Annotated in this window: 18 protein-coding genes; 11 read left to right on the top strand and 7 right to left on the bottom strand. The window is 66.6% G+C overall.

All coding sequences use genetic code 11. The features are described 5' to 3' along the window. Positions 1-250 precede the first annotated feature (250 nt). A complete protein-coding gene (locus tag U4Z31_RS23595; RefSeq protein ID WP_321801945.1) occupies positions 251-1,171 on the top strand; it encodes a LysR family transcriptional regulator in 921 nt (306 codons plus the stop codon). Positions 1,172-1,299: 128 nt separating this feature from the next. Then, positions 1,300-1,455 (top strand): hypothetical protein, encoded by a 156-nt coding sequence (locus tag U4Z31_RS23590; protein WP_321811538.1) that lies wholly within the window; start codon positions 1,300-1,302, stop codon positions 1,453-1,455. Positions 1,456-1,723: 268 nt separating this feature from the next. Here the strand turns inward: U4Z31_RS23590 and U4Z31_RS23585 are convergent, their stop codons facing one another. The 3 genes from U4Z31_RS23585 to U4Z31_RS23575 are packed head-to-tail and all read right to left on the bottom strand — an operon-like array spanning position 1,724 to position 4,983. Beyond that, on the bottom strand, positions 1,724-2,908 hold the full coding sequence (locus tag U4Z31_RS23585) for a porin (protein ID WP_321811492.1): 1,185 nt from the start codon (positions 2,906-2,908) through the stop codon (positions 1,724-1,726). 55 nt (positions 2,909-2,963) lie between these two features. Continuing rightward, positions 2,964-3,758: an ABC transporter substrate-binding protein gene (locus U4Z31_RS23580; RefSeq protein WP_321811491.1), complete on the bottom strand. Its 795-nt coding sequence runs from the start codon at positions 3,756-3,758 to the stop codon at positions 2,964-2,966. Positions 3,759-3,813: 55 nt separating this feature from the next. Then, positions 3,814-4,983 (bottom strand): M20 aminoacylase family protein, encoded by a 1,170-nt coding sequence (locus U4Z31_RS23575; RefSeq protein WP_321811490.1) that lies wholly within the window; start codon positions 4,981-4,983, stop codon positions 3,814-3,816. Between the two features lie 157 nt (positions 4,984-5,140). On the opposite strand from U4Z31_RS23575, the gene U4Z31_RS23570 reads away from it, so the two are divergent. From U4Z31_RS23570 to U4Z31_RS23560, 3 genes are all read left to right on the top strand, one after another. Then, the gene (locus U4Z31_RS23570) at positions 5,141-6,103 is read left to right on the top strand and encodes a LysR substrate-binding domain-containing protein (protein ID WP_044844289.1); all 963 of its coding nucleotides are present in this window, start codon (positions 5,141-5,143) and stop codon (positions 6,101-6,103) included. 126 nt (positions 6,104-6,229) lie between these two features. Beyond that, positions 6,230-6,505, top strand: a complete 276-nt coding sequence (frmR, locus tag U4Z31_RS23565; RefSeq protein ID WP_044844290.1) for a formaldehyde-responsive transcriptional repressor FrmR — start codon at positions 6,230-6,232, stop codon at positions 6,503-6,505. Between the two features lie 57 nt (positions 6,506-6,562). Continuing rightward, positions 6,563-7,672, top strand: a complete 1,110-nt coding sequence (locus U4Z31_RS23560) for an S-(hydroxymethyl)glutathione dehydrogenase/class III alcohol dehydrogenase (protein WP_124487304.1) — start codon at positions 6,563-6,565, stop codon at positions 7,670-7,672. Between the two features lie 191 nt (positions 7,673-7,863). Here U4Z31_RS23560 and U4Z31_RS23555 read toward each other — a convergent pair whose 3' ends face one another. Beyond that, positions 7,864-8,889, bottom strand: coding sequence for an AraC family transcriptional regulator (locus tag U4Z31_RS23555; protein ID WP_321801942.1), 1,026 nt, complete (start codon positions 8,887-8,889; stop codon positions 7,864-7,866). 354 nt (positions 8,890-9,243) lie between these two features. Between U4Z31_RS23555 and U4Z31_RS23550 the strand changes: the two genes are divergently transcribed. From U4Z31_RS23550 to U4Z31_RS23525, 6 genes are all read left to right on the top strand, one after another. After that, positions 9,244-10,473, top strand: a complete 1,230-nt coding sequence (locus U4Z31_RS23550) for a dienelactone hydrolase family protein (protein WP_321801941.1) — start codon at positions 9,244-9,246, stop codon at positions 10,471-10,473. 67 nt (positions 10,474-10,540) lie between these two features. After that, the gene (locus tag U4Z31_RS23545; RefSeq protein ID WP_321811489.1) at positions 10,541-11,329 is read left to right on the top strand and encodes an SDR family oxidoreductase; all 789 of its coding nucleotides are present in this window, start codon (positions 10,541-10,543) and stop codon (positions 11,327-11,329) included. A 63-nt stretch (positions 11,330-11,392) separates the two neighbouring features. Then, positions 11,393-12,631 carry a styrene monooxygenase/indole monooxygenase family protein gene (locus U4Z31_RS23540; protein WP_321811488.1) on the top strand — a complete coding sequence of 413 codons (1,239 nt, stop codon included), beginning with the start codon at positions 11,393-11,395 and terminating at the stop codon, positions 12,629-12,631. Between the two features lie 5 nt (positions 12,632-12,636). Then, complete coding sequence (locus U4Z31_RS23535) at positions 12,637-13,164, top strand: flavin reductase family protein (RefSeq protein WP_321811487.1); 528 nt, start codon at positions 12,637-12,639, stop codon at positions 13,162-13,164. 33 nt (positions 13,165-13,197) lie between these two features. Continuing rightward, positions 13,198-14,157 (top strand): transporter, encoded by a 960-nt coding sequence (locus U4Z31_RS23530; RefSeq protein ID WP_044844297.1) that lies wholly within the window; start codon positions 13,198-13,200, stop codon positions 14,155-14,157. A gap of 135 nt (positions 14,158-14,292) precedes the next feature. After that, on the top strand, positions 14,293-15,555 hold the full coding sequence (locus U4Z31_RS23525; RefSeq protein WP_321811486.1) for a serine hydrolase domain-containing protein: 1,263 nt from the start codon (positions 14,293-14,295) through the stop codon (positions 15,553-15,555). A gap of 210 nt (positions 15,556-15,765) precedes the next feature. Here U4Z31_RS23525 and U4Z31_RS23520 read toward each other — a convergent pair whose 3' ends face one another. Genes U4Z31_RS23520 through U4Z31_RS23510 form a run of 3 tightly spaced genes read right to left on the bottom strand, consistent with a single transcriptional unit; the run spans position 15,766 to position 19,157 of the window. Beyond that, positions 15,766-16,740 (bottom strand): type II secretion system F family protein, encoded by a 975-nt coding sequence (locus U4Z31_RS23520; protein ID WP_321811485.1) that lies wholly within the window; start codon positions 16,738-16,740, stop codon positions 15,766-15,768. 38 nt (positions 16,741-16,778) lie between these two features. After that, positions 16,779-17,756 carry a type II secretion system F family protein gene (locus U4Z31_RS23515; protein ID WP_044844298.1) on the bottom strand — a complete coding sequence of 326 codons (978 nt, stop codon included), beginning with the start codon at positions 17,754-17,756 and terminating at the stop codon, positions 16,779-16,781. Between the two features lie 33 nt (positions 17,757-17,789). Next, on the bottom strand, positions 17,790-19,157 hold the full coding sequence (locus U4Z31_RS23510) for a CpaF family protein (RefSeq protein WP_257774246.1): 1,368 nt from the start codon (positions 19,155-19,157) through the stop codon (positions 17,790-17,792). Positions 19,158-19,173: the final 16 nt, after the last annotated feature.

The following is a 19,173-nucleotide window of genomic DNA, read 5'->3' as shown; positions in this document are numbered from 1 at the left end:
AGATTCCAAAAGCGACGTAAAGTATCGATCTGGAAGCTATAGCGTTCCGAAACGGAATCTCAGAAATGTCGCCGCGTCCGCGTCGCGACCGGGCCGGCCGTCGTCACGAAATCTTCTGAAGAAAACCCGCACGGCGCGCCTGCGGGACGTCGTCGTGGTAATTTCCGACGTTCCCGGAGAACACGGATACCGGCCGAAACGGGCAGAAAACTTCCGACCCGGAACGTATCGACTCATGGAGACAGCACCGTTGCGCGACCTCGACCTCAAGACACTCCGACTGTTCGTGGCCGTGTGTGATCACGGCAACATCGCGCGAGCCGCGAAGGAAGCGCATATCGAGCCATCGGCGATCAGCAAGCGCATCGCGCAGCTCGAGAGCGACCTCGGCGCGCCGGCGCTGACGCGGTCGCGACGCGGCGTTACGCCCACGCCGGCCGGCGTCGCGCTGCTCGAGCATGCGCGCAGCATGCTGTTCACGATGGACCGGATCGCGGCCGACGTCACCGCGATCGGCGACGGGCTGCAGGGGCGCGTGAGCATCTGCGCGTCGGCGTCCGCGATCGCGGAAGTGTTACTGGACGACATCGCATCGTTCATGCGCGACCCCGCCAACCGGAACATCAAGGTCGACGTGGAAGAGCGGCTGTCGCGCGACCTCGTCCGGCAGGTACGCGAAGGAGCATCTGCGGTCGGCGTGTGCTGGGACAACGTCGACTTGCAAGGACTGCAGGCGCGTTCATATCGGCACGATCGGCTGGCGCTCGCCGTGCACCCGGAGCATCCGCTTGCCGGGCTTCAATCGGTCGGTTTCGACGACACGCTCGACTTCGATCACGTCGGACTGCCGCCCGCCACGGCGGTTCACACGATGCTCAGGCGAGCAGCCGCGGATCGGGGCCGGACCGTGTCGTATCGCGTGATCGTGTCGAGTTTCGACGCAGCCTTTCGCGTCGTGGCCGCCGGTTTGGGGATCAGCGTCATCCCTGTCGAAGTTGCAGCCGCTTACCGGCAGTCGCTCGGCGTACGCGTCATCCCCCTCACCGATTCATGGGCCCGGCGCCGCTTCGTCGTCTGTTTCAAGACCTTTGACACTATCCAGCCCGCAGCACAAAGAATGGTCGAACATCTAGCGAAACGCGCCGAGTCGGAAACGAAGGTCGGTGAATAACGACCGCTCCGGCCATGCAGGGGCAAGTCCACCGCGTGGCCGAGGTGCAGATTGTCCCGACGCCGCGACCACATCCGGCAATGAACTCGCGACGATGCCTGTGACCGGGCGAACACCCGCAGCCCCGAATGACAGCATTTGCCGGCAGGCTCCGGCCGCGGGCCGTACGTGGCATTGGTGAGCGACGTGTTCGCCCGTCGCATCGCCGGCTGGCGCGTGGCGGCAGCTACGATAACGCGCTGGCTGAAACGATCAACGGTTTGTACAAGACGGAACTGACCTGATCGATTTCTCGTGTTCGTGTCGAACGTGCATGCCAATGGAATCGCCCGCTCACGAATACAGCGTCGCAAGCGGCCGAAACGACGCGCGAGGATTCCGTGTATCGACAAGCTGAAAAAACAGAACGTTGACGCGGGCTATGAGGCGGGGATGCTGCCCACCGGTTCACGCATGACGCGGCGAGTCCTTGCCGGAATGCGCCGCTTGTGCGGGCGGGCGACGCCAGGCCGGCCGCCCATCCCGCCCTTCGCCCCCTCGATCCCGATCCGGTCAGAACTTATGCCGGATCCCCGCATGCACCATCAACTGCTTCGACGTCGACGACAGATCGGCCGCCCCCGGGACATACGCCTGATCGAGCGCCGAGCCCGTCGCATCGCCGGCAACCCGCTGGTACGCGCCCATCAGGTAGACGTCGGTGCGCTTCGACAGGTTGTAGTCGGCCATCAGCCCGATCGAATGGATCTTCGGTTTCGCGCTGCCGGTGGTCGCTTCATAACGCACGGTCGTATACACATACTGCGCGCCCACGAAGAACGCCGGCGTGAACTGGTATTTACCGTTCACTTCGAAGTTCTGGTACTTGATCGCCGTGACCGTGCCGCCCGCGAGCGGCCCCGTGACGGGTTCGATCGTCTCGTCGCCGAACAGGTAGCCGACGTTCGCGGTCGGCCGCGTGACGTTGCTGTTGGTATACGCGAACCCGACCGTCGCGGGCCCTGCCGTGTAATTGACGCCCGCCCCGAAAATCCGCAGCCGCGCCGACGCGAAGTTCGCATCCGCGCCGACCGACCCCGAGCCAGCGATCGCGCCGCCGCCCGTCGCGCCCGGGTTGTCCGCGTTCAGGAACGCCGCGCCGACGAGCAGGCCGCCCTGCTCGTACTGCGCACCGACACTCCACTGCCGGTTGTTCGCGAACCCGGTGTCGTTGCTGAAGCTGTACGTGCCGCCGAACGAGAAGCCGGCAAAATCCGGGCTCGCATACTTGACCGTGTTGTTCACGCGGAACGTGTTGCCGGTGTTGTCGTTGTCGAGCGGATGCGAGAACGGATAGGTGCCCCAGCTGCCGTTCGCGGTCGTCGGCGCGAGATAGTCGACGACCGAGTCGTATTGCCGGCCGAGCGTGAGCGTGCCGAAGCGCGTGCTGCCGAGCCCGACGTAAGCCTGCCGCCCGAACATGCGGCCGCCCTGCGCGAGCGTGCCGCTGTTCACGTTGAAGCCGCTCTCGATCTGGAACAGCGCGCTGTAGCCGCCGCCGAGATCCTCGGTGCCCTTCAGCCCCCAGCGGCTGCCCTGCGCGAAACCGCTCGCCATCTGCCAATCACTGTGGCCGCCGACGTTGTTCGTATAGTCGATGCCCGCATCGATCAACCCGTACAACGTGACGCTGCTTTGCGCAAACGCCGGTGCCGCGCACAGTGCCGGCATCGCGACGAAAAACAATCTCCAGTTCATTCGTTTTCCTTATTGATATCGTTATCCCAACCCTTGCGATACGGGTCGGCGCTGCTTACTTCGTGCCGTAGATGTCGAAGTCGAAGTACTTGCGGTTGATCCGCTGATACGTGCCGTTCGCGAGAATCGTCGCCAGCGCGCGGTTGAATGCATCGCGCAGCTCGGTGTCCTGCTTGCGCAGCCCGAGGCCGTCGCCCTGTCCGAAGTACTTCGCGTCGTCGATCGCCGCACCGACGAACATGAAATCCTTGCCCTGCGGCTTCTTCAGGAAGCCGTCGCTGGCCGCGATCGACGCCTGGAACGCCGCGTCGAGCCGCCCGCTCACGAGATCGGCATAGACCTGGTCCTGGTTCTGGTACGACTCGATCTGCACGCCGGCCGGCTGCCAGTTCGCGATCGCATAGTCGGCCTGCGCGGAACCCTGCTCGACGCCGACCCGCTTGCCCTTCAGCGACGCGGCCGTCGGCAGCAGCGGCGAACCCTTGCGCGCGACCAGCCGCGCCGGCGCGTTCGAGATCCGGTTCGTGAACGCGATCTGCTGCATGCGCTTCGGCGTGATCGTCATCGACGACGCGATCACGTCGAACTTGCGCGCGAGCAGCCCCGGAATCATCCCGTCGAAACTCGACTCGACCCACACGCAGCGCGCGCGCAGCTCCGCGCACAACGCGTTCGTGATGTCGATCCCGAAGCCGGTCAGCGTGCCGTCGGGCTGCTTGTATTCGAGCGGCGGATAGGTGGGATCGACCGCGAGGCGGATCTCCTTGCCCGTCCAGTCGCCCGCATGCGCGGCGCTTGCCACCGTCGTTGCCGTCAGCGCCACCGCGAGCGCCGCCATCCATTGTTTCATTGCCAGTCTCCTTGTTGCCGTCGTTGAAGGTAAATCGAATCGGTCCGACCGCGCGTCACGCAAGATAGCGCTCGGCAAGCGCGATCCAGTAGCTCGCGCCTGTCGCGAGGCACGCATCGTTGAAATCGTAGCCGGGGTTGTGCAGCCCGCAGCCGGCCGCGCCGTCGCCGTTGCCGATCGACAGGTAGCTGCCCGGGCACGCGTCGAGCATGAACGCGAAATCCTCGCTCGCCGCGATCGGCCGCAGATGCGGAATCAGCGCATCGTCGCCGCCCCATTCGCGCGCGACATCGCGCGCGAACGCCGTTTCCGCCGCGTGATTCACGAGCACCGGATAATCGTGGCGATAGTCGATCTCGGCCGTCGCGCCATAGCTGTCGGCCTGGCCGTGCACGATCGCGCGAATGCGCCGTTCGAGCAGCGCGCGCACGTCCGGCGACAGCGCCCGCACGCTCAGTTCGAGATCCGCATGCGGCGGAATCACGTTCGATGCGGTGCCCGCGTGGATCGAGCCGGTCGTGACGATCGCCAGTTCCTGCGGATTGACGTTGCGCGACACGACCGTCTGCAGCGCCATCACGATCGACGCGCAGACGACCACCGGATCGATCGTCGTGTGCGGCGCCGCGCCGTGGCCGCCGCGCCCGGTCACGCGAACGCGTACCTCGTCGGCCGACGCCATCGCCGGGCCGTCGCAGAAGCCGAGCACGCCGGCCGGCAGGCCCGGCACGTTGTGCATCGCGAACACGGCATCGCACGGGAACTGCGTAAACAGCCCGTCGTCGAGCATCCGCTTCGCGCCGCCGAGCCCTTCCTCCGCCGGCTGGAAAATCAGGTTCAGCGTGCCGCTGAAGCGCCCGCGCTGCGCGATGCAACGGGCGGCGGCGAGCAGCATCGCCGTATGGCCGTCGTGGCCGCACGCGTGCATCACGCCGTCGTGCCGGCTCGCATGCGGCAGCCCGGTCGTCTCGCGGATCGGCAGCGCATCCATGTCCGCGCGCAGCCCGAGCCGCTTCCCGGCGCCGCGCGTGAGCGTGCCGACCACGCCGGTGCCACCGAGGCCGCGCGTGACCCGATAACCCCATGTTGTCAGGCAATCGGCGACGAGCCCGCTCGTCGCGTGTTCGTCGAAACCGAGTTCCGGATGGGCATGCAGCCGGCGGCGCAGCGCGATCATCTCCGTCTCGATGGCCGCCATTTCAGGCGGAATGCGTACTCGATCCAACCCCGTTACTCCTTTCCAGGTGCCGCGTGGCGACTGCCGGAATGGCAGGTCGTGGGCCAGATCGTAGGCAGCGAAAAAGCCGGCGAACAGCCGCAGTTTCGTTATGATGACAACCTTTCGTTGTCGGCTATCACACCCTTTCGCACCCTTTCACACCATGAGCACGATCAAGCTGCATCAGTTGCAGGCGCTCGTCGCGAGCGCGGAGGCCGGGAGCATCCGCGGCGCGGCGCGCACGCTCGGGCTGTCGCAGGCGGCCGTCACGCGTGCGTTGCGCGAGCTGGAGGCCAGCGAGCGCCTGCCGCTGCTGGTGCGCGCGCCGGAAGGCATCGGCTTCACCGAATACGGGAAGACCCTGCTCACGCACGCGAAACTCGTGCTCAAGCAGCTCGAGCACGCGCAAAGCGATCTCGAGCGGATGCGCGGGCGCGTCGAGGGGCGGCTGAGCGTCGGCGTCACGCCGTGGCTGACGATGACCTTCCTCGCGGAAACCGTGCTGCAGTTTCGCGAGCGGATGCCCGACGTGCGCCTCGAACTGTACGAAGCGCTGATGGCCGTCGCGCAACCGCTGCTGCGCGACGGCAGCATGGATTTCGCGCTCGGCCACGTGCAGGCCGGCAGCGGCGCGCAGGAGTTCGCGTTCGAGCCGCTGCTGCGCTACGAGACGTCGGTGATGGTGCGCGCCGGGCATCCGCACGAACGCGCGACGTCGGTGCACGACCTGCTCGATTGCGACTGGGTGCTGAATTCGTCGGCCGACGGCCAGGCCGCGCTCGTCGACTACCTGTTCACGCGGCACGGCGCGCAGATCGACGAGCGGCGCATCGTGCGCGCGCAGTCGGTCGCGATGCTGCAGACGATGCTCGAACAGGCCGGCATGTGCACGTGGTGCCCGACAATCCTCGCGGCAGTGCCGCCGTTCGGCGAGCGGATGCGCGTGCTGTCGCTGAAGGAGACCTTCGAGCCGAGCGAACTCGGCGTCGTCACGCGCCGCAGCAGCACGCTGAGCGACGCCGCGCGCTGCTTCATCGACTGCCTGCTGCAGGTGATCAGGCGGCATGCGCGCTCGGCGCGCAAGGACGATCTCGCGCTGTTCCGCACGCTTTCGCTGCTGATCTGACGCCGATCGCGCGCCGGTATCGGGAACCCTGCCGGCGGAGGCACTGCGGCATCCGGGCACGACCGGGTATACCTCCGGCACCGCATTGTTCTATACTGCCCCCCAGTATCCGGAAACCACGATCCCATGCCGCATTCCCCCGCAGAGAAAAAACGCGTCCTGACCCGCGTGCGCCGTGTCCGCGGGCAGCTGAATGCGCTCGAGCAGGCGCTCGAGGAAGGCGCCGACTGTGGTCCGGTACTGCAGCAGCTGGCGGCGATCCGCGGCGCGATCAACGGCGTGATGGCCGGCGTGCTCGAAAGCCATCTGCGCGAGGAATTCACCCAGCTCGCGGAGGCCCCGCGGCCTGCTTCCGAATCGATCGACGATATCGTGACCCTCGTCCGGTCCTACCTGCGTTGACCGGCGCAGGATCGTCGACGCTCCGCTCCATTCGATGATTTTTTCAACAGGATTGTCATGAAATCACGTGCCGCAGTTGCGTTTGAAGCGGGTAAGCCGCTCCAGATCGTCGAAATCGACGTCGAACCGCCCCGCAAGGGCGAAGTGCTCGTCAAGATCACCCATACCGGTGTCTGTCACACCGACGCGTTCACGCTGTCGGGCGACGATCCCGAAGGCCTCTTCCCCGCCGTGCTGGGTCATGAAGGCGCCGGCATCGTGGTGGAAGTCGGCGAAGGCGTGACCAGCGTCAAACCCGGCGACCACGTCATTCCGCTCTACACCGCCGAATGCGGCGAGTGCCTGTTCTGCAAGAGCGGCAAGACCAACCTGTGCGTGTCGGTGCGCGCCACCCAGGGCAAGGGCGTGATGCCCGACGGCACCACGCGGTTCAGCTACAACGGCCAGCCGGTCTATCACTACATGGGCTGCTCGACGTTCAGCGAATACACCGTCGTCGCCGAAGTGTCGCTCGCGAAGATCAACCCGGACGCGAACCCCGAGCAGGTCTGCCTGCTGGGCTGCGGCGTCACGACGGGCCTCGGCGCGGTGAAGAACACGGCGAAGGTGCAGGAAGGCGACACCGTGGCCGTGTTCGGCCTCGGCGGCATCGGCCTCGCGGTGATCCAGGGCGCGAAGCTCGCGAAGGCCGGCCGCATCATCGCGATCGACACCAACCCCGGCAAGTTCGACCTCGCACGCGTGTTCGGCGCGACCGACTGCGTGAACCCGAAGGATCACGAAAAGCCCATCCAGCAGGTGATCGTCGAAATGACCGGCTGGGGCGTCGACCACAGCTTCGAGTGCATCGGCAACGTCAACGTGATGCGCGCCGCGCTCGAATGCGCGCACCGCGGCTGGGGCCAGTCGGTGGTCATCGGCGTCGCCGGCGCCGGCCAGGAAATCTCGACGCGCCCGTTCCAGCTCGTCACCGGTCGCCGCTGGCTGGGCACGGCATTCGGCGGCGTCAAGGGCCGCTCCGAACTGCCGGGCATGGTCGAGGAAGCGATGGCCGGCACGATCCAGCTGGCACCGTTCGTCACGCACACGAAGCCGCTCACCGGCATCAACGAAGCGTTCGACCTGATGCACGAAGGCAAGTCCATCCGGACCGTCGTGCATTTCTGAACCACACGCGAGGGAGCCGGTTGCCGCAACCGGCCCGTTGCGCGCGTGCGCCGGCAAGCCGCATCGCTTGGCCGGCGCGATGCATGCTCCAACCCCATCCTCTGTCCAGCCGGTAACGATCGCCGTTGCGTGATCCGTCGCCCGGCGCGCGACTCGGCTTTCGACCGCGAGCCCGTGTCGCGGCTGCCCCGTCAGCACCGCACGCGCCGCATCCGGAGCGTGGCCGACGGCGATTCCCCGAACGCGCGCTTGTAGTCGATCGCGAACCGTCCGAGGTGCGCGAAGCCCCATTTCAGCGCGATGTCCGTCACCGACGCGAGCCCCGGTGTCGCATCGTCGAGCAGTTCGTCGCGCACACGTTGCATCCGCAACTGGCGCACGAATGCCATCGGCGTGATGCCGTGGCGATTGCGGAAGCCGGCGAACAGCGTGCTCGGGCTGACGCCCGCGAGTTCGGCGAGCCGTTCGATCGTCAGCGGCTCGTCGAGATGCGCGCGGATGTATTCCTCGACGCGCCGCACGTAGAACGGCGCGAGCGGCGCCGGCGCGTGGCGCGTGCCGTTGCGCGCGGTGTTCGGGTGGCCGTACAGCAACAGGTTGAGCAGCGTCGATTCGAGCTGCTCGAACGCGAGCGGATGGCGCAGCGGATGCCCGTCCGTCGCGATCGCGTCGGCCAGCATCGGCAGCATCTGCGCGAGGCACGCGCCCTGCTGCGACGACAGGCTGAATTCCGGCTCGAACTCCACCGGCGCGCGCCGCTCGTCGCCGAAATGCCGCTGCGCATGCCGCTCCATCACCTCGCGCTCGATCCGCAGGATCACTTGCGGGCACGCCTCGCCCCACCGCATCCTGAGCGACAGCGTCGGCGACAGCAGCGACGCGGTGTCGGGCGACGACACGAAGCGCGTCGCGCCGCACTCGATCTCGGCGTCGCCGCGCAGCGGAATCTGCAACAGATAGAAGTGCTCGAGCGGCCCCGGTTCGATCGACACCTCGCCACCATAGTCGAGCAGATTCAGCGACAGGTTGCCCCAGCGAGCATGGTGCATGCGGCTGTGCAGCGCGCGCGAATCGCCGGTCGGTGTGAGCCGGTGCGGCTTGAACACGTCCGCTACCCGCGCGCGCACCTCGTCGACGTCATCCGACTGCAGCAGCAGCGTGTCGTGATTGAAACAGGCGGCGTCACCCAGCCAGCCCGCTCCGGAAAATTGCCCCATCGAAGTTCTCCCGTCGTGCTCGATCGCACTTGCGCTGTGCACGCGTTCCCGATTCCGGGGAATCCCGTCGCACGATCCGGATAGCGGCCGGAGTATCCGGACAGTCCGCCTCGTTACACTACGCAAGCCCAGCGCACCCGATGCAAGAAGCGGACCGTTCGCGCATCGTAGAAAACTGTGCGGCGCTTCCGCATCCGCACAAACCCGCAGAGCGGCGTGTCCCGGCCCCGCTGCGGCGGGCCGGTCCGCAGGTTTCCGGAATTCGCGGATACCGGTCGAAGAAAGCGGATAGAAGCGCGCGTTTCGTCCGCCAATACTGCGCCCATGCCAGTCACGAACAGAATGGAGAGACACATGCAAGGACGACACATCGAGATCCCGTCGCCGGACGGCGGCGCGTTTCGCGCGTACCTGAGCACGCCGGCCGGCGGCACGGGACCGGGCATCGTGCTGTGCCACGAGATCTTCGGCGCGAACGCGACGATGCGCGACGTGGCCGATTATTACGCCGAAGAAGGCTACACGGTGCTCGTGCCCGACCTGTTCTGGCGCCAGGCGCCCGGCATCGAACTCGGTTACACCGCCGCCGACTTCGAGCGTGCGATGGCGCTGTACCGCGAATACGACGAAAACAAGGGCGTCGAGGACATCGCCGCCGCGCTGGCCGTGCTCACGCAACGGCCGGAATGCACGGGCCAGGCCGGCGTGCTCGGCTACTGCCTCGGCGGCAAGCTCGCGTATCTCGCCGCGTGCCGCCTGCCGGACGTGGCCGCCGCGGTCAGCTATTACGGCGTGGGCATCGAACACGCGCTCGACGAGGCCGCGCATCTGCGCGGCCGGCTCGTGCTGCAGATCCCCGCGCAGGACCGCTTCTGTCCGCCCGACGCGCAGCAACGCATCGCCGCGGCGCTCGCGGGGCGCGACGGCGTGGAAGTGTATGTCTACCCGGGCGTCGATCATGCGTTCGCACGCGTCGGCGGCGATCATTTCGACAAGGCGGCCGCGGTGATGGCGCATCAGCGCGCGATCGCCGCGTTCCGCGCGGCGCTCGGCCCGCGCTACGACCTGTCCGCGCTGTGGGAAGAACATCTCCGGCACGAATTCGACACGCGCAACGTCGACGCGACGATGGACACGATGGTTGCGCAGCCCTACGTGAACCATATTCCGACACTGACGGGCGGCGTCGGCTACGACGAACTCAAGCGCTTCTACACGCATCACTTCGTGCATGCGAACCCGCCGGACACCACGATCACGCCGATCTCGCGCACGATCGGCGCGAGCCAGATCGTCGACGAACTGCTGTTCTGCTTCACGCATACGACCGAGATCGACTGGATGCTGCCCGGCGTCGCGCCGACCGGCAAGCGCGTCGAGATCCCGCTCGTCGCGATCGTCAAGTTCCGCGGCGACAAGCTGTATCACGAGCACATCTATTGGGACCAGGCGAGCGTGCTCGTGCAGATCGGCCTGCTCGACGCGGCCGGGCTGCCCGTCGCCGGTGTCGAAACGGCGCGCAAGCTGCTCGACGAAACCGTGCCGTCCAACGGCCTGATGCAGCGCTGGCGCGACAGCGCGTAATCGACGGATACCCGGGCGGCACGTCGAACGCGCGCCGCCTGCGCTCAATCATTCCAGGAGACTCCCCATGACTGCCCTTGCTGGCAAAGTCGCGATCGTCACCGGCGGCGCCACGCTGATCGGCGCCGCCGTCGCGCAGGACCTGAGCCACGCTGGCGCGTGCGTCGCGATCCTCGATCTCGACGCGGAGAACGGCGCGCGCGTCGCCGCTACACTCGGCGAACGCGGCACGTTCATCGCGACCGACATCACCGACGACCGCGCGATCGAGCGCTCGGTATCGGCCGTCGCCGAACGCTTCGGCTCGATCGACCTGCTGATCAACCTCGCGTGCAGCTACGTCGACAACGGCATCCAGGCCACGCGCAACGACTGGCTCGCGGCGATGGACGTCAACGTCGTCTCGGCCGCGATGCTCGTGAAGGCCGTTCATCCCTACCTGACCCGGCGCGGCGGCGGCGCGATCGTGAACTTCAGCTCGATCTCCGCGCAATGCGCGCAGACCGGCCGCTGGCTCTATCCCACATCCAAGGCGGCGATGCGCCAGCTCACGCGCAGCATGGCGATGGATCTCGCCGCCGACCGGATTCGCGTCAACTCGGTGTCGCCGGGCTGGACGTGGTCGCGCGTGATGGACGAGCTCACGCACGGCGACCGCGCGAAGACCGATCGCGTGGCCGCGCCATTTCATCTGCTCGGGCGCGTGGGCGATCCGTCGGAAGTCGCGCAGGTCGTCACGTTCCTGTGCAGCGATGCGGCAAGCTTCGTGACGGGCGCCGACTACGCGGTGGACGGCGGCTACTCCGCGATGGGCCCCGAGCAGGCGGTGCCGGCGATTCCGCGGCTGGCCGAATAACCGCCGGCCGTTCGTTCCCGCCCACATTCATTCCATTTAATTCGTCATGCAAAGGATTGCATCATGAAACGCATCGCTATCGTCGGCGCCGGCCAGTCCGGCCTGCAACTCGCCTTCACGCTGCTCGACCAGGGTTATCACGTCACGCTCGCGACCAATCGCGACGCGCAACAGATTCGCGCCGGCAAGGTCATGTCGAGCCAGTGCATGTTCCATACCGCACTGCAGATCGAACGCGATCTCGGCCTGAACGCCTGGGAAGAAGCGTGCCCGTCCGTCGACGGCATCGGCATCGCGGTGCCGCATCCGCAAGGCAACGGTCGCAAGGCGATCGACTGGTCGTCGCGGCTGACCCGCTACGCGCAATCGGTCGACCAGCGCGTGAAGATGGCCGACTGGCTCGACGCGATCCGGCGCCGCGGTGCCGACGTGCGCATCTGCGACGTCGGCGTGCCGGAGCTCGAGGCGCTCGCACGCAGCCACGATCTCGTGCTGCTCGCGGCCGGCAAGGGCGAAATCGTGAACCTGCTCGGCCGCGACGACGCACGCAGCGCGTTCGAGCGCCCGCAACGCGCACTGGCCCTCACCTACGTGACGGGCATGACGCCTAGCGAGCCGTATTCGCGCGTGCGCTTCAACCTGCTGCCCGGGATCGGCGAATACTTCGTGTTTCCGGCGCTGACCACGACGGGCCCGTGCGAAATCATGGTGTTCGAAGGGATCCCCGGCGGCCCGCTCGACTGCTGGGCCGACATGAAGACGCCCGAGCAGCATCTCGACCGCAGCCTGTCGTTCCTGCAGCAGTACGTGCCGTGGGAATTCGAGCGCTGCCGCGACGTTGCGCTGACCGATCCGAACGGCACGCTGTCCGGGCGCTTCACGCCGACCGTGCGCAAGCCGTTCTTCCGCCTGCCGTCGGGCCGTACCGTGTTCGGCATGGCCGACGCGGTGGTCGTCAACGATCCGATCACCGGACAGGGTTCGAACAATGCGGCGAAATGCGCGAAGGTGTACGGCGACGCGATCCTCGCACGCGAAGCCGAGCCGTTCGACGAAGCCTGGATGCACGACACGTTCGAACGCTACTGGGCCTACGCGCAGCACGTCGTGCGCTGGACCAACTCGCTGCTCACGCCGCCGCCGCCGCACATCCTCGAGCTGCTCGGCGCCGCCGGCCAGCTGCCGTCGCTCGCCGCGACGATCGTCGACGGCTTCGACGATCCGCGCCGGTTCGCGCCGTGGTGGTTCGAGCCGGCGGCCTGCGCCGCGCTGATCCGCGAACACGCCGCCCGTTCGGAGTAAGCGACATGAACACCACCGCTTCCAGCAATCCGGGCCTCGACCCGCTGCAATTGCGCGCCGCGTTCGGGCAGTTTCCGACTGGCGTCACCGTGATCACCACGCGCGCGCCGGACGGGCGCAAGGTCGGCCTCACCGCCAATTCGTTCTCGTCGCTGTCGCTCGACCCGCCGCTCGTGCTGTGGAGCCTGCGCAAGGTCGCGCCGAGCCGTCCGGATTTCGTCGCGGCCACGCACTTCGCGATCAATATCCTCGCGCACGACCAGATCGAACTGTCGCGCCGTTTCGCGACGCCGAGCGCCGACAAGTTCGACGGCGTGCCGCACGTGGATGCCGATGCGGGCGGCGTGCCCTGTCTCGACGGCGCAAGCGCGCGTTTCGTGTGCCGCCATGTCGGCCATTACGAAGGCGGCGACCACCTGCTGTTCATCGGCCAGATCGAGGCATTCGATGCGTTCGGCCATGCACCGCTCGTGTTCCATGCGGGCCAGTATCGCGCGATCTCGGCACACCCCGATCTTTCTCGTGCCGCTTGATTAGTTATACAAACAAATATTCAGGAGGTGGTGATGATGAAATGCGGCTCTCGCCTGCTTGCGATCGCAGGCCTCGTGTGCTTCGGCCTGACCGGGCACGTGCCGGCGCATGCGACCGACCTGCCATCGGTCAACCTGGGGATGACCAGCTTCCTCGACGGGATGCCGCCGGCCGGCGCCGGCTGGTACGGCACGCAGTATCTCGAGTACTACACGGCCGGACGCGTCAACGACAATGCCGGCAACAAGGTCGGGCTGCCGAAGCAGGACATCGACCTGTTCGCGGGGCTGAGCCAGCTCGTCTACCAGTCGCCGCTGGCGTTCGGCGGCATGCATCCGGGGCTCGACGTGATCCTGCCGTGGGTGGCGTCGGTGCACACGAACGACGGAATCGGCAACGTCGCGCTGAATTCGCGGGCCGGGTTCGGCGACCTGCTGATCGGCCCGTTCATCCAGTTCGATCCGGTGATGGGCCCGCAGGGGCCGCGCTTCGCGCAGCGGGTGGAATTCCAGTTCATCGCGCCGACCGGCGCATACGACCCGGCGCGGGCAATCAATCCGGGCAGCCATTTCTGGTCGTTCGATCCGTACTGGGCCGCGACGTTCTGGGTCACGCCGAAGTGGACCGTGTCGTGGCGCCTGCACTATTTGTGGAATGCGACCAATCACGAGCCGGCGACCGCGCTCGGGCCCGACGTGACGTCGACGCAGGCCGGCCAGGCCGTTCATGCGAACTTCGCGACCGAGTACGAAGTGCGGCCCGGGCTGCGGTTGGGGCTCAACGGCTACTGGCTGCGCCAGACCACCGACATGAAAGTGAACGGGCAGGACGTGTCCGGCACACGGGAATCCGTGCTCGCGATCGGGCCCGGTGCGATGGTCAGTTTCTCGCCGCAGGATCACCTGCTGTTCAACGCGTACTTCGAGGTCCTTGCGCGCAACCGGCCGCAAGGTTCGCGGATGGTGTTGCGGTACGTGCATCATTTTCAGTGACGCGCAATCCCGGCCGGCCTGGCCGGCCGATATCGTATGATGAATGCATCGCACACCTTCGGCGCCCGGTTGCGTGTCCTATAGTTTCGGGGATGCAAGGAGACCACTTAAACACAACAAGGAAGGGAACACGCGATGGCGACCTCTGCTCCTCCCCGGCTTTACCCGCGCGCCGCGCAGCGGCTGGTGCATCACCTGGCGACGGTTGCAACGGCGCTGGCCGTCGGCATCGCCGTTTCCGCCTGCGGCGGCGACAGCTCGCTGAACAGCGACGAGCCTGCCTACGCCACCCAGGCACGCCCGCAGATCGATGCGCTGCTCGCGAGCACGATGACGCCCGGCGCGGTCGTCTACGTGCAGTCGCCGCAAGGCAACTGGCTCGCGTCGTTCGGCACGGCCGTGCGCGGCACGAACTCGCCGATCCCGACGAACGCGCACTTTCGCATCGGCAGCGTGACGAAGACGTGGACGGGCACCGTGATCCTGCAACTCGTGCAGGAAGGCAGGCTGCGCCTGACCGATCATGTCAGCCAGTACGTCGCGAACGTGCCGAATGGCGACACGATCACGATCGAGCAGTTGCTGACGATGCGCAGCGGTCTCTACAACTACTCGACCAGCCTTGCGTTCAACCAGTCGCTCGACGCGCAGCCGGACAGGGTGTGGGCCGTCGACGAACTGCTGGGTATCGCGGAGAACCAGCCCGTCTATTTCGCGCCGGGCGCGGATTTTCGCTACTCGAACACGAATACGGTGCTGCTCGGCCTGATCATCGAGCAACGCACCGGCATGAGCGCCGCCGATGCGATCCGGACGCGGCTGTTCGCGCCGCTCGGGCTGACCGAGACATCGCTGCCGCCGCAGGACAACACGGCGCTGCCCGCGCCGGCGCCGCGCGGTTATCAATGGGGCACCAACGTGGAGACGATCGATGGCGACGCGCTGTCTCCCGCGCGCCAGGCCGCCGCGAAGAACGGCACGCTGCAGCCGACCGACGTGACGACGGTCAATACGTCGTGGGCATGGACGGCCGGCTCCGGCATCTCGACCGCGGCCGAACTGGGTGCGTACGTGCAGCGGATGGTCGGCGGCGGCTACCTGAATGCGGACCTGCAGGCGCAACGCCTCGCGAGCTGCACGCCGATCGATCCGTCGAATCCGGCGTCGGCGAGCTACTGTATGGGGCTCGCGAAGTTCGGCACGTTCTACGGGCACACCGGGGAAATACCGGGTTTCAATACGTTCGCGGGCTACGATCCGGCAACGAAGACGACGATCGTCACGTGGGCGAACACGGCGTCCGGCCCGGACGGACGCGCACCGGCCAACGAGATCGCACGGATCATCATGGGCGAGCTCAGCAAGGCGGCCGATGTGCCGAGCGAGGGGCGGCCTTGAGGGGAAGCCGTAGGGGGCCACCCGCGCGGGCAGTGGACTACGGCTGCGTCCAGGGTCGACCATGGGTCCGGGTTGCGTTGACGCCGCTATGATCGACCTGTCTCGCGGCGCCGCCCGGGGGGAGAAGGAGCCTCCCATGAAGACGGTGACCGTGCCGCCAGGCGACGCCGGGCCGGCACGCACATCCGGTTCGCGCGGCACCCCCGCCGCTTACTGCCCGATGCTGGTGAAGGTCGGCAGCAGCACGCGATACACGTGAATCATCGCCGGCCCGAGCAACACGCACATCAGCGCCGGGAAGATGCAGAAGATCAGCGGGAACAGCAGCTTCAGCGCGATCTTCGCGGCACGCTCCTCCGCGCGCATCCGCCGTCGCGTGCGCAGCATGTCCGAGAGCACGCGCAGCGATTCCGCGATGCTCGTGCCGAAGCGATCGGCCTGGATCAGCATCGCGCAGAACGATTCGATATCCTCGACGCCGGTCCGCAGCGCCAGGTTGCGCAGCGCGGTATCCTTCGTGAACCCGGAACGCATCTCGAGCAGCAGCAAGTCGAGTTCGCCTGCGACCACTTCGCTGCGAAAGCGCAGTTCCTCGCTCACCCTCATCAGCGCCGCATCGAGCCCGAGCCCTGCTTCGACGCATACGGTCAGCAAGTCGAGCGCATCCGGGAAGTCCTCGAAGATCACCTGCTGACGCTTCGCGATCCGGCGCCGGAGGATCACGTTCGGCACGTAGTAGCCGATCCCGGCGAGCGCCACGAGGAGGAACGACAGCAGCATGCGTTGACCCGCGAGGCGGGTCGTGGCGAGCGCCAGCAGCGCAGCGCCCGGCAGCGCCAGCGCGAGTACCGTCTTCGCCGCGAAGTAAAGCGCGCCCGCGTTTGCATCGCGCCAGCCGGCATTCATCAGCCGGATCCGCAGCGGCGAATTCTCCCAGCCCTCCTGCGGCAGCGATAGCCGGGAAATCGGTTTCGACAGCTCGACGAGTTTCGCGACCCAGTGCGATGTTTGCCCGCCGCCGTCGTTCGCACCGGTGCCGATGCCTACGCTTGCTCCGCTCGCCTGCTGGATCCGGCGCTCGATATTGCGCGGCGCAAACAGCAGCATCGCGACCAGCACGCCGCCGGCGACGAAAAGGAACAAGCCGGCCAGCATCACGGTGTGTACTACGCTCAGGTTTTGCATGACAGCCTCGAATCGGTTCGTGAAGCCCGGGACACGCGTCAGACGCGAATGCGGATGATGCGGCGAATCCACAGCAGGCCGAATGCCATCGACCCCAGCATCACGCCAACCATCTTGATGCCGGCCGGATCCTCCCAGAGCACCGACAGGAACTCGCGGTTCAACACCGCCATCATGCCCGCGGTACCGAACGGCAGCAGGCCGAGGATCCAGGCCGACAACCGCCCTTCCGCGGACAGCACGCGGACCTTGTCGAACAGCTTGAAGCGTTCGCGCACCAGCGACGCGATGCTGTCGAGCAGTTCGGCCAGGTTGCCGCCGGTCTCGCGCTGGATCAGCACCGCGATCACGAAGTAGCGCAGGTCATGGGCCGGCACGCGCGTGGCGAGGTTCACCAGCGCATCGTGCAGCGATACGCCGTAATTGATCTCGTCGAACGTGATCCTGAATTCACTGCCCATCGGATCGGGAAACTCCTCGCCGACCATCCCGAGCGCGCTCGTAAACGAGTGGCCGGAGCGTAGCGCGCGCGCGATCATGTCGCAGACATCCGGCAGCTGGCGCTCGAGCTTGAGCATCCGCCGGTTGCGATGCCGCATCACGTACATTACCGGGATGCATGCGGTCAGCAGCGCAATCGGCACCACGATGATCAGCGGCAACACGGTCAGGGTCAGGGCCAGCATCGTCGCCACCGGGAATGCGGCGCAGAGCGTGACCAGTTTCGCGACCGTCCAGTCGAGCCCGGACTGCTGCAGCAGGAGGTCCAGCGACTGCACGCGCGGCATGCGCAACAACAGCCGGTCGAACGGCTTCGACTCGTCGAGCATCCGCTTCTTGAGAATCGACAGCCGCTCCTGCTGCACGCTGCCGCCGGCCGACATCGCGCGCAGGCGCGACTCGATCCGGCGCGCCGCGGCACCGTGGCGCGTGTTCCACCATTGATAGACGCCTTCGATCGCGAGCACGACCGCGACGAAGGTGAGAATCACAAAACCGTAAAAGATCGAGTCCATGAGGCCTCCCCGGAATCAGACGACCGCGCGTCGTCACTTCGTCTCGTAACGCTGCGCCGGGTCGTACAGCGAATCCGGCAGGTTGATGCCGAACGCCTGCAGCCGCTCGGCGAACTTCGGCCGCACGCCGGTCGCGCAGAAGTGTCCGCGCACCGTGCCGTCGCGATCCATGCCGGTGCGCTTGAACGTGAAGATCTCCTGCATGTTGATGATGTCGCCCTCCATCCCGGTCAGCTCCTGGATGCTGACGATCTTGCGCTTGCCGTCGGTGAGCCGGGTGGCCTGAACCACCACCGAGATCGCCGACGCGATCTGCTGGCGCATCGTCTTCGGCGGCAGCGTCAGGCCGCCGACGCTGATCATGTTCTCGAGCCGGGTGAGCGCATCGCGCGGCGTGTTGGCGTGGATCGTCGCGAGCGAGCCTTCGTGGCCGGTGTTCATCGCATTGAGCATGTCGAGCGCTTCCGCGCCGCGCACTTCGCCGAGAATGATCCGGTCCGGCCGCATCCGCAGCGCATTGCGCACGAGCGTGCGTTGCGTGATCTCGCCCTTGCCCTCGATGTTCGGCGGCCGCGTTTCGAGCCGCAACACGTGCGGCTGCTGGAGTTGCAGCTCGGCGGCGTCCTCGATCGTCACGATCCGTTCGGATCGCGGAATGAAGCCCGACAGGATGTTGAGCAGCGTCGTCTTGCCGCTGCCGGTGCCGCCCGACACGAGCACGTTCACTTTCGCCTGGGCCAGCGCATCGAGCAGTTCCGCCATCGGCGGCGTGAGGCTCTGGTAACTCACGAGGTCGTCCATCTTCAGCGGGTTGACCGCGAAGCGCCGGATCGACATCAGCGGCCCGTCGATCGCCGACGGCGGAATGATCGCGTTCACGCGCGAGCCGTCCGGCAGACGCGCATCGACCATCGGGGTCGATTCGTCTATGCGGCGCCCGACCCGCGACACGATCTTCTCGATCACCTTCATCAGGTGCGCGTCGTCGTAGAACGTCACGTCGGTCAGCTCGAGCTGGCCGGCGCGCTCGACGTAGACCTGTTTGTACGTATTCACGAGGATGTCGGAGATGCCGGGGTCGCGCAGCAGCGCCTCGAGCGGGCCGAAACCGAACATCTCGTCGTACACGTCGATCGCGAGCTGGCGCCGCTCGATGTCGTTCGCGAGCAGGCGCTCCTCGTCGAGGATGCGCGAGATCAGCGCCGAGATTTCCTGCCGGACCTGTTCCTGCGGCAGGCGCGACAGACGCTCCAGCTCGACGCGTTCGAGCACCGCCAGGTGAATTTCGCGGCGCAGCTTCTGGTAGGCGTTGCGTACCGACGAATGCGTCGCACCTGCCGGTTCGGTGCCCGCCGCCTGCGGCTGCGTCCGGTACAAGGACATCTGTTCGCGCAATGACATGATGGTTTCCCCGCAA

It is taken from the genome of Burkholderia sp. BCC1985, from assembly GCF_905339915.1.
Classification (GTDB): Bacteria; Pseudomonadota; Gammaproteobacteria; order Burkholderiales; family Burkholderiaceae; genus Burkholderia.
Note: the sequence above shows the minus strand (reverse complement) of the source record. Positions and strands in the feature narration are given on the sequence as shown.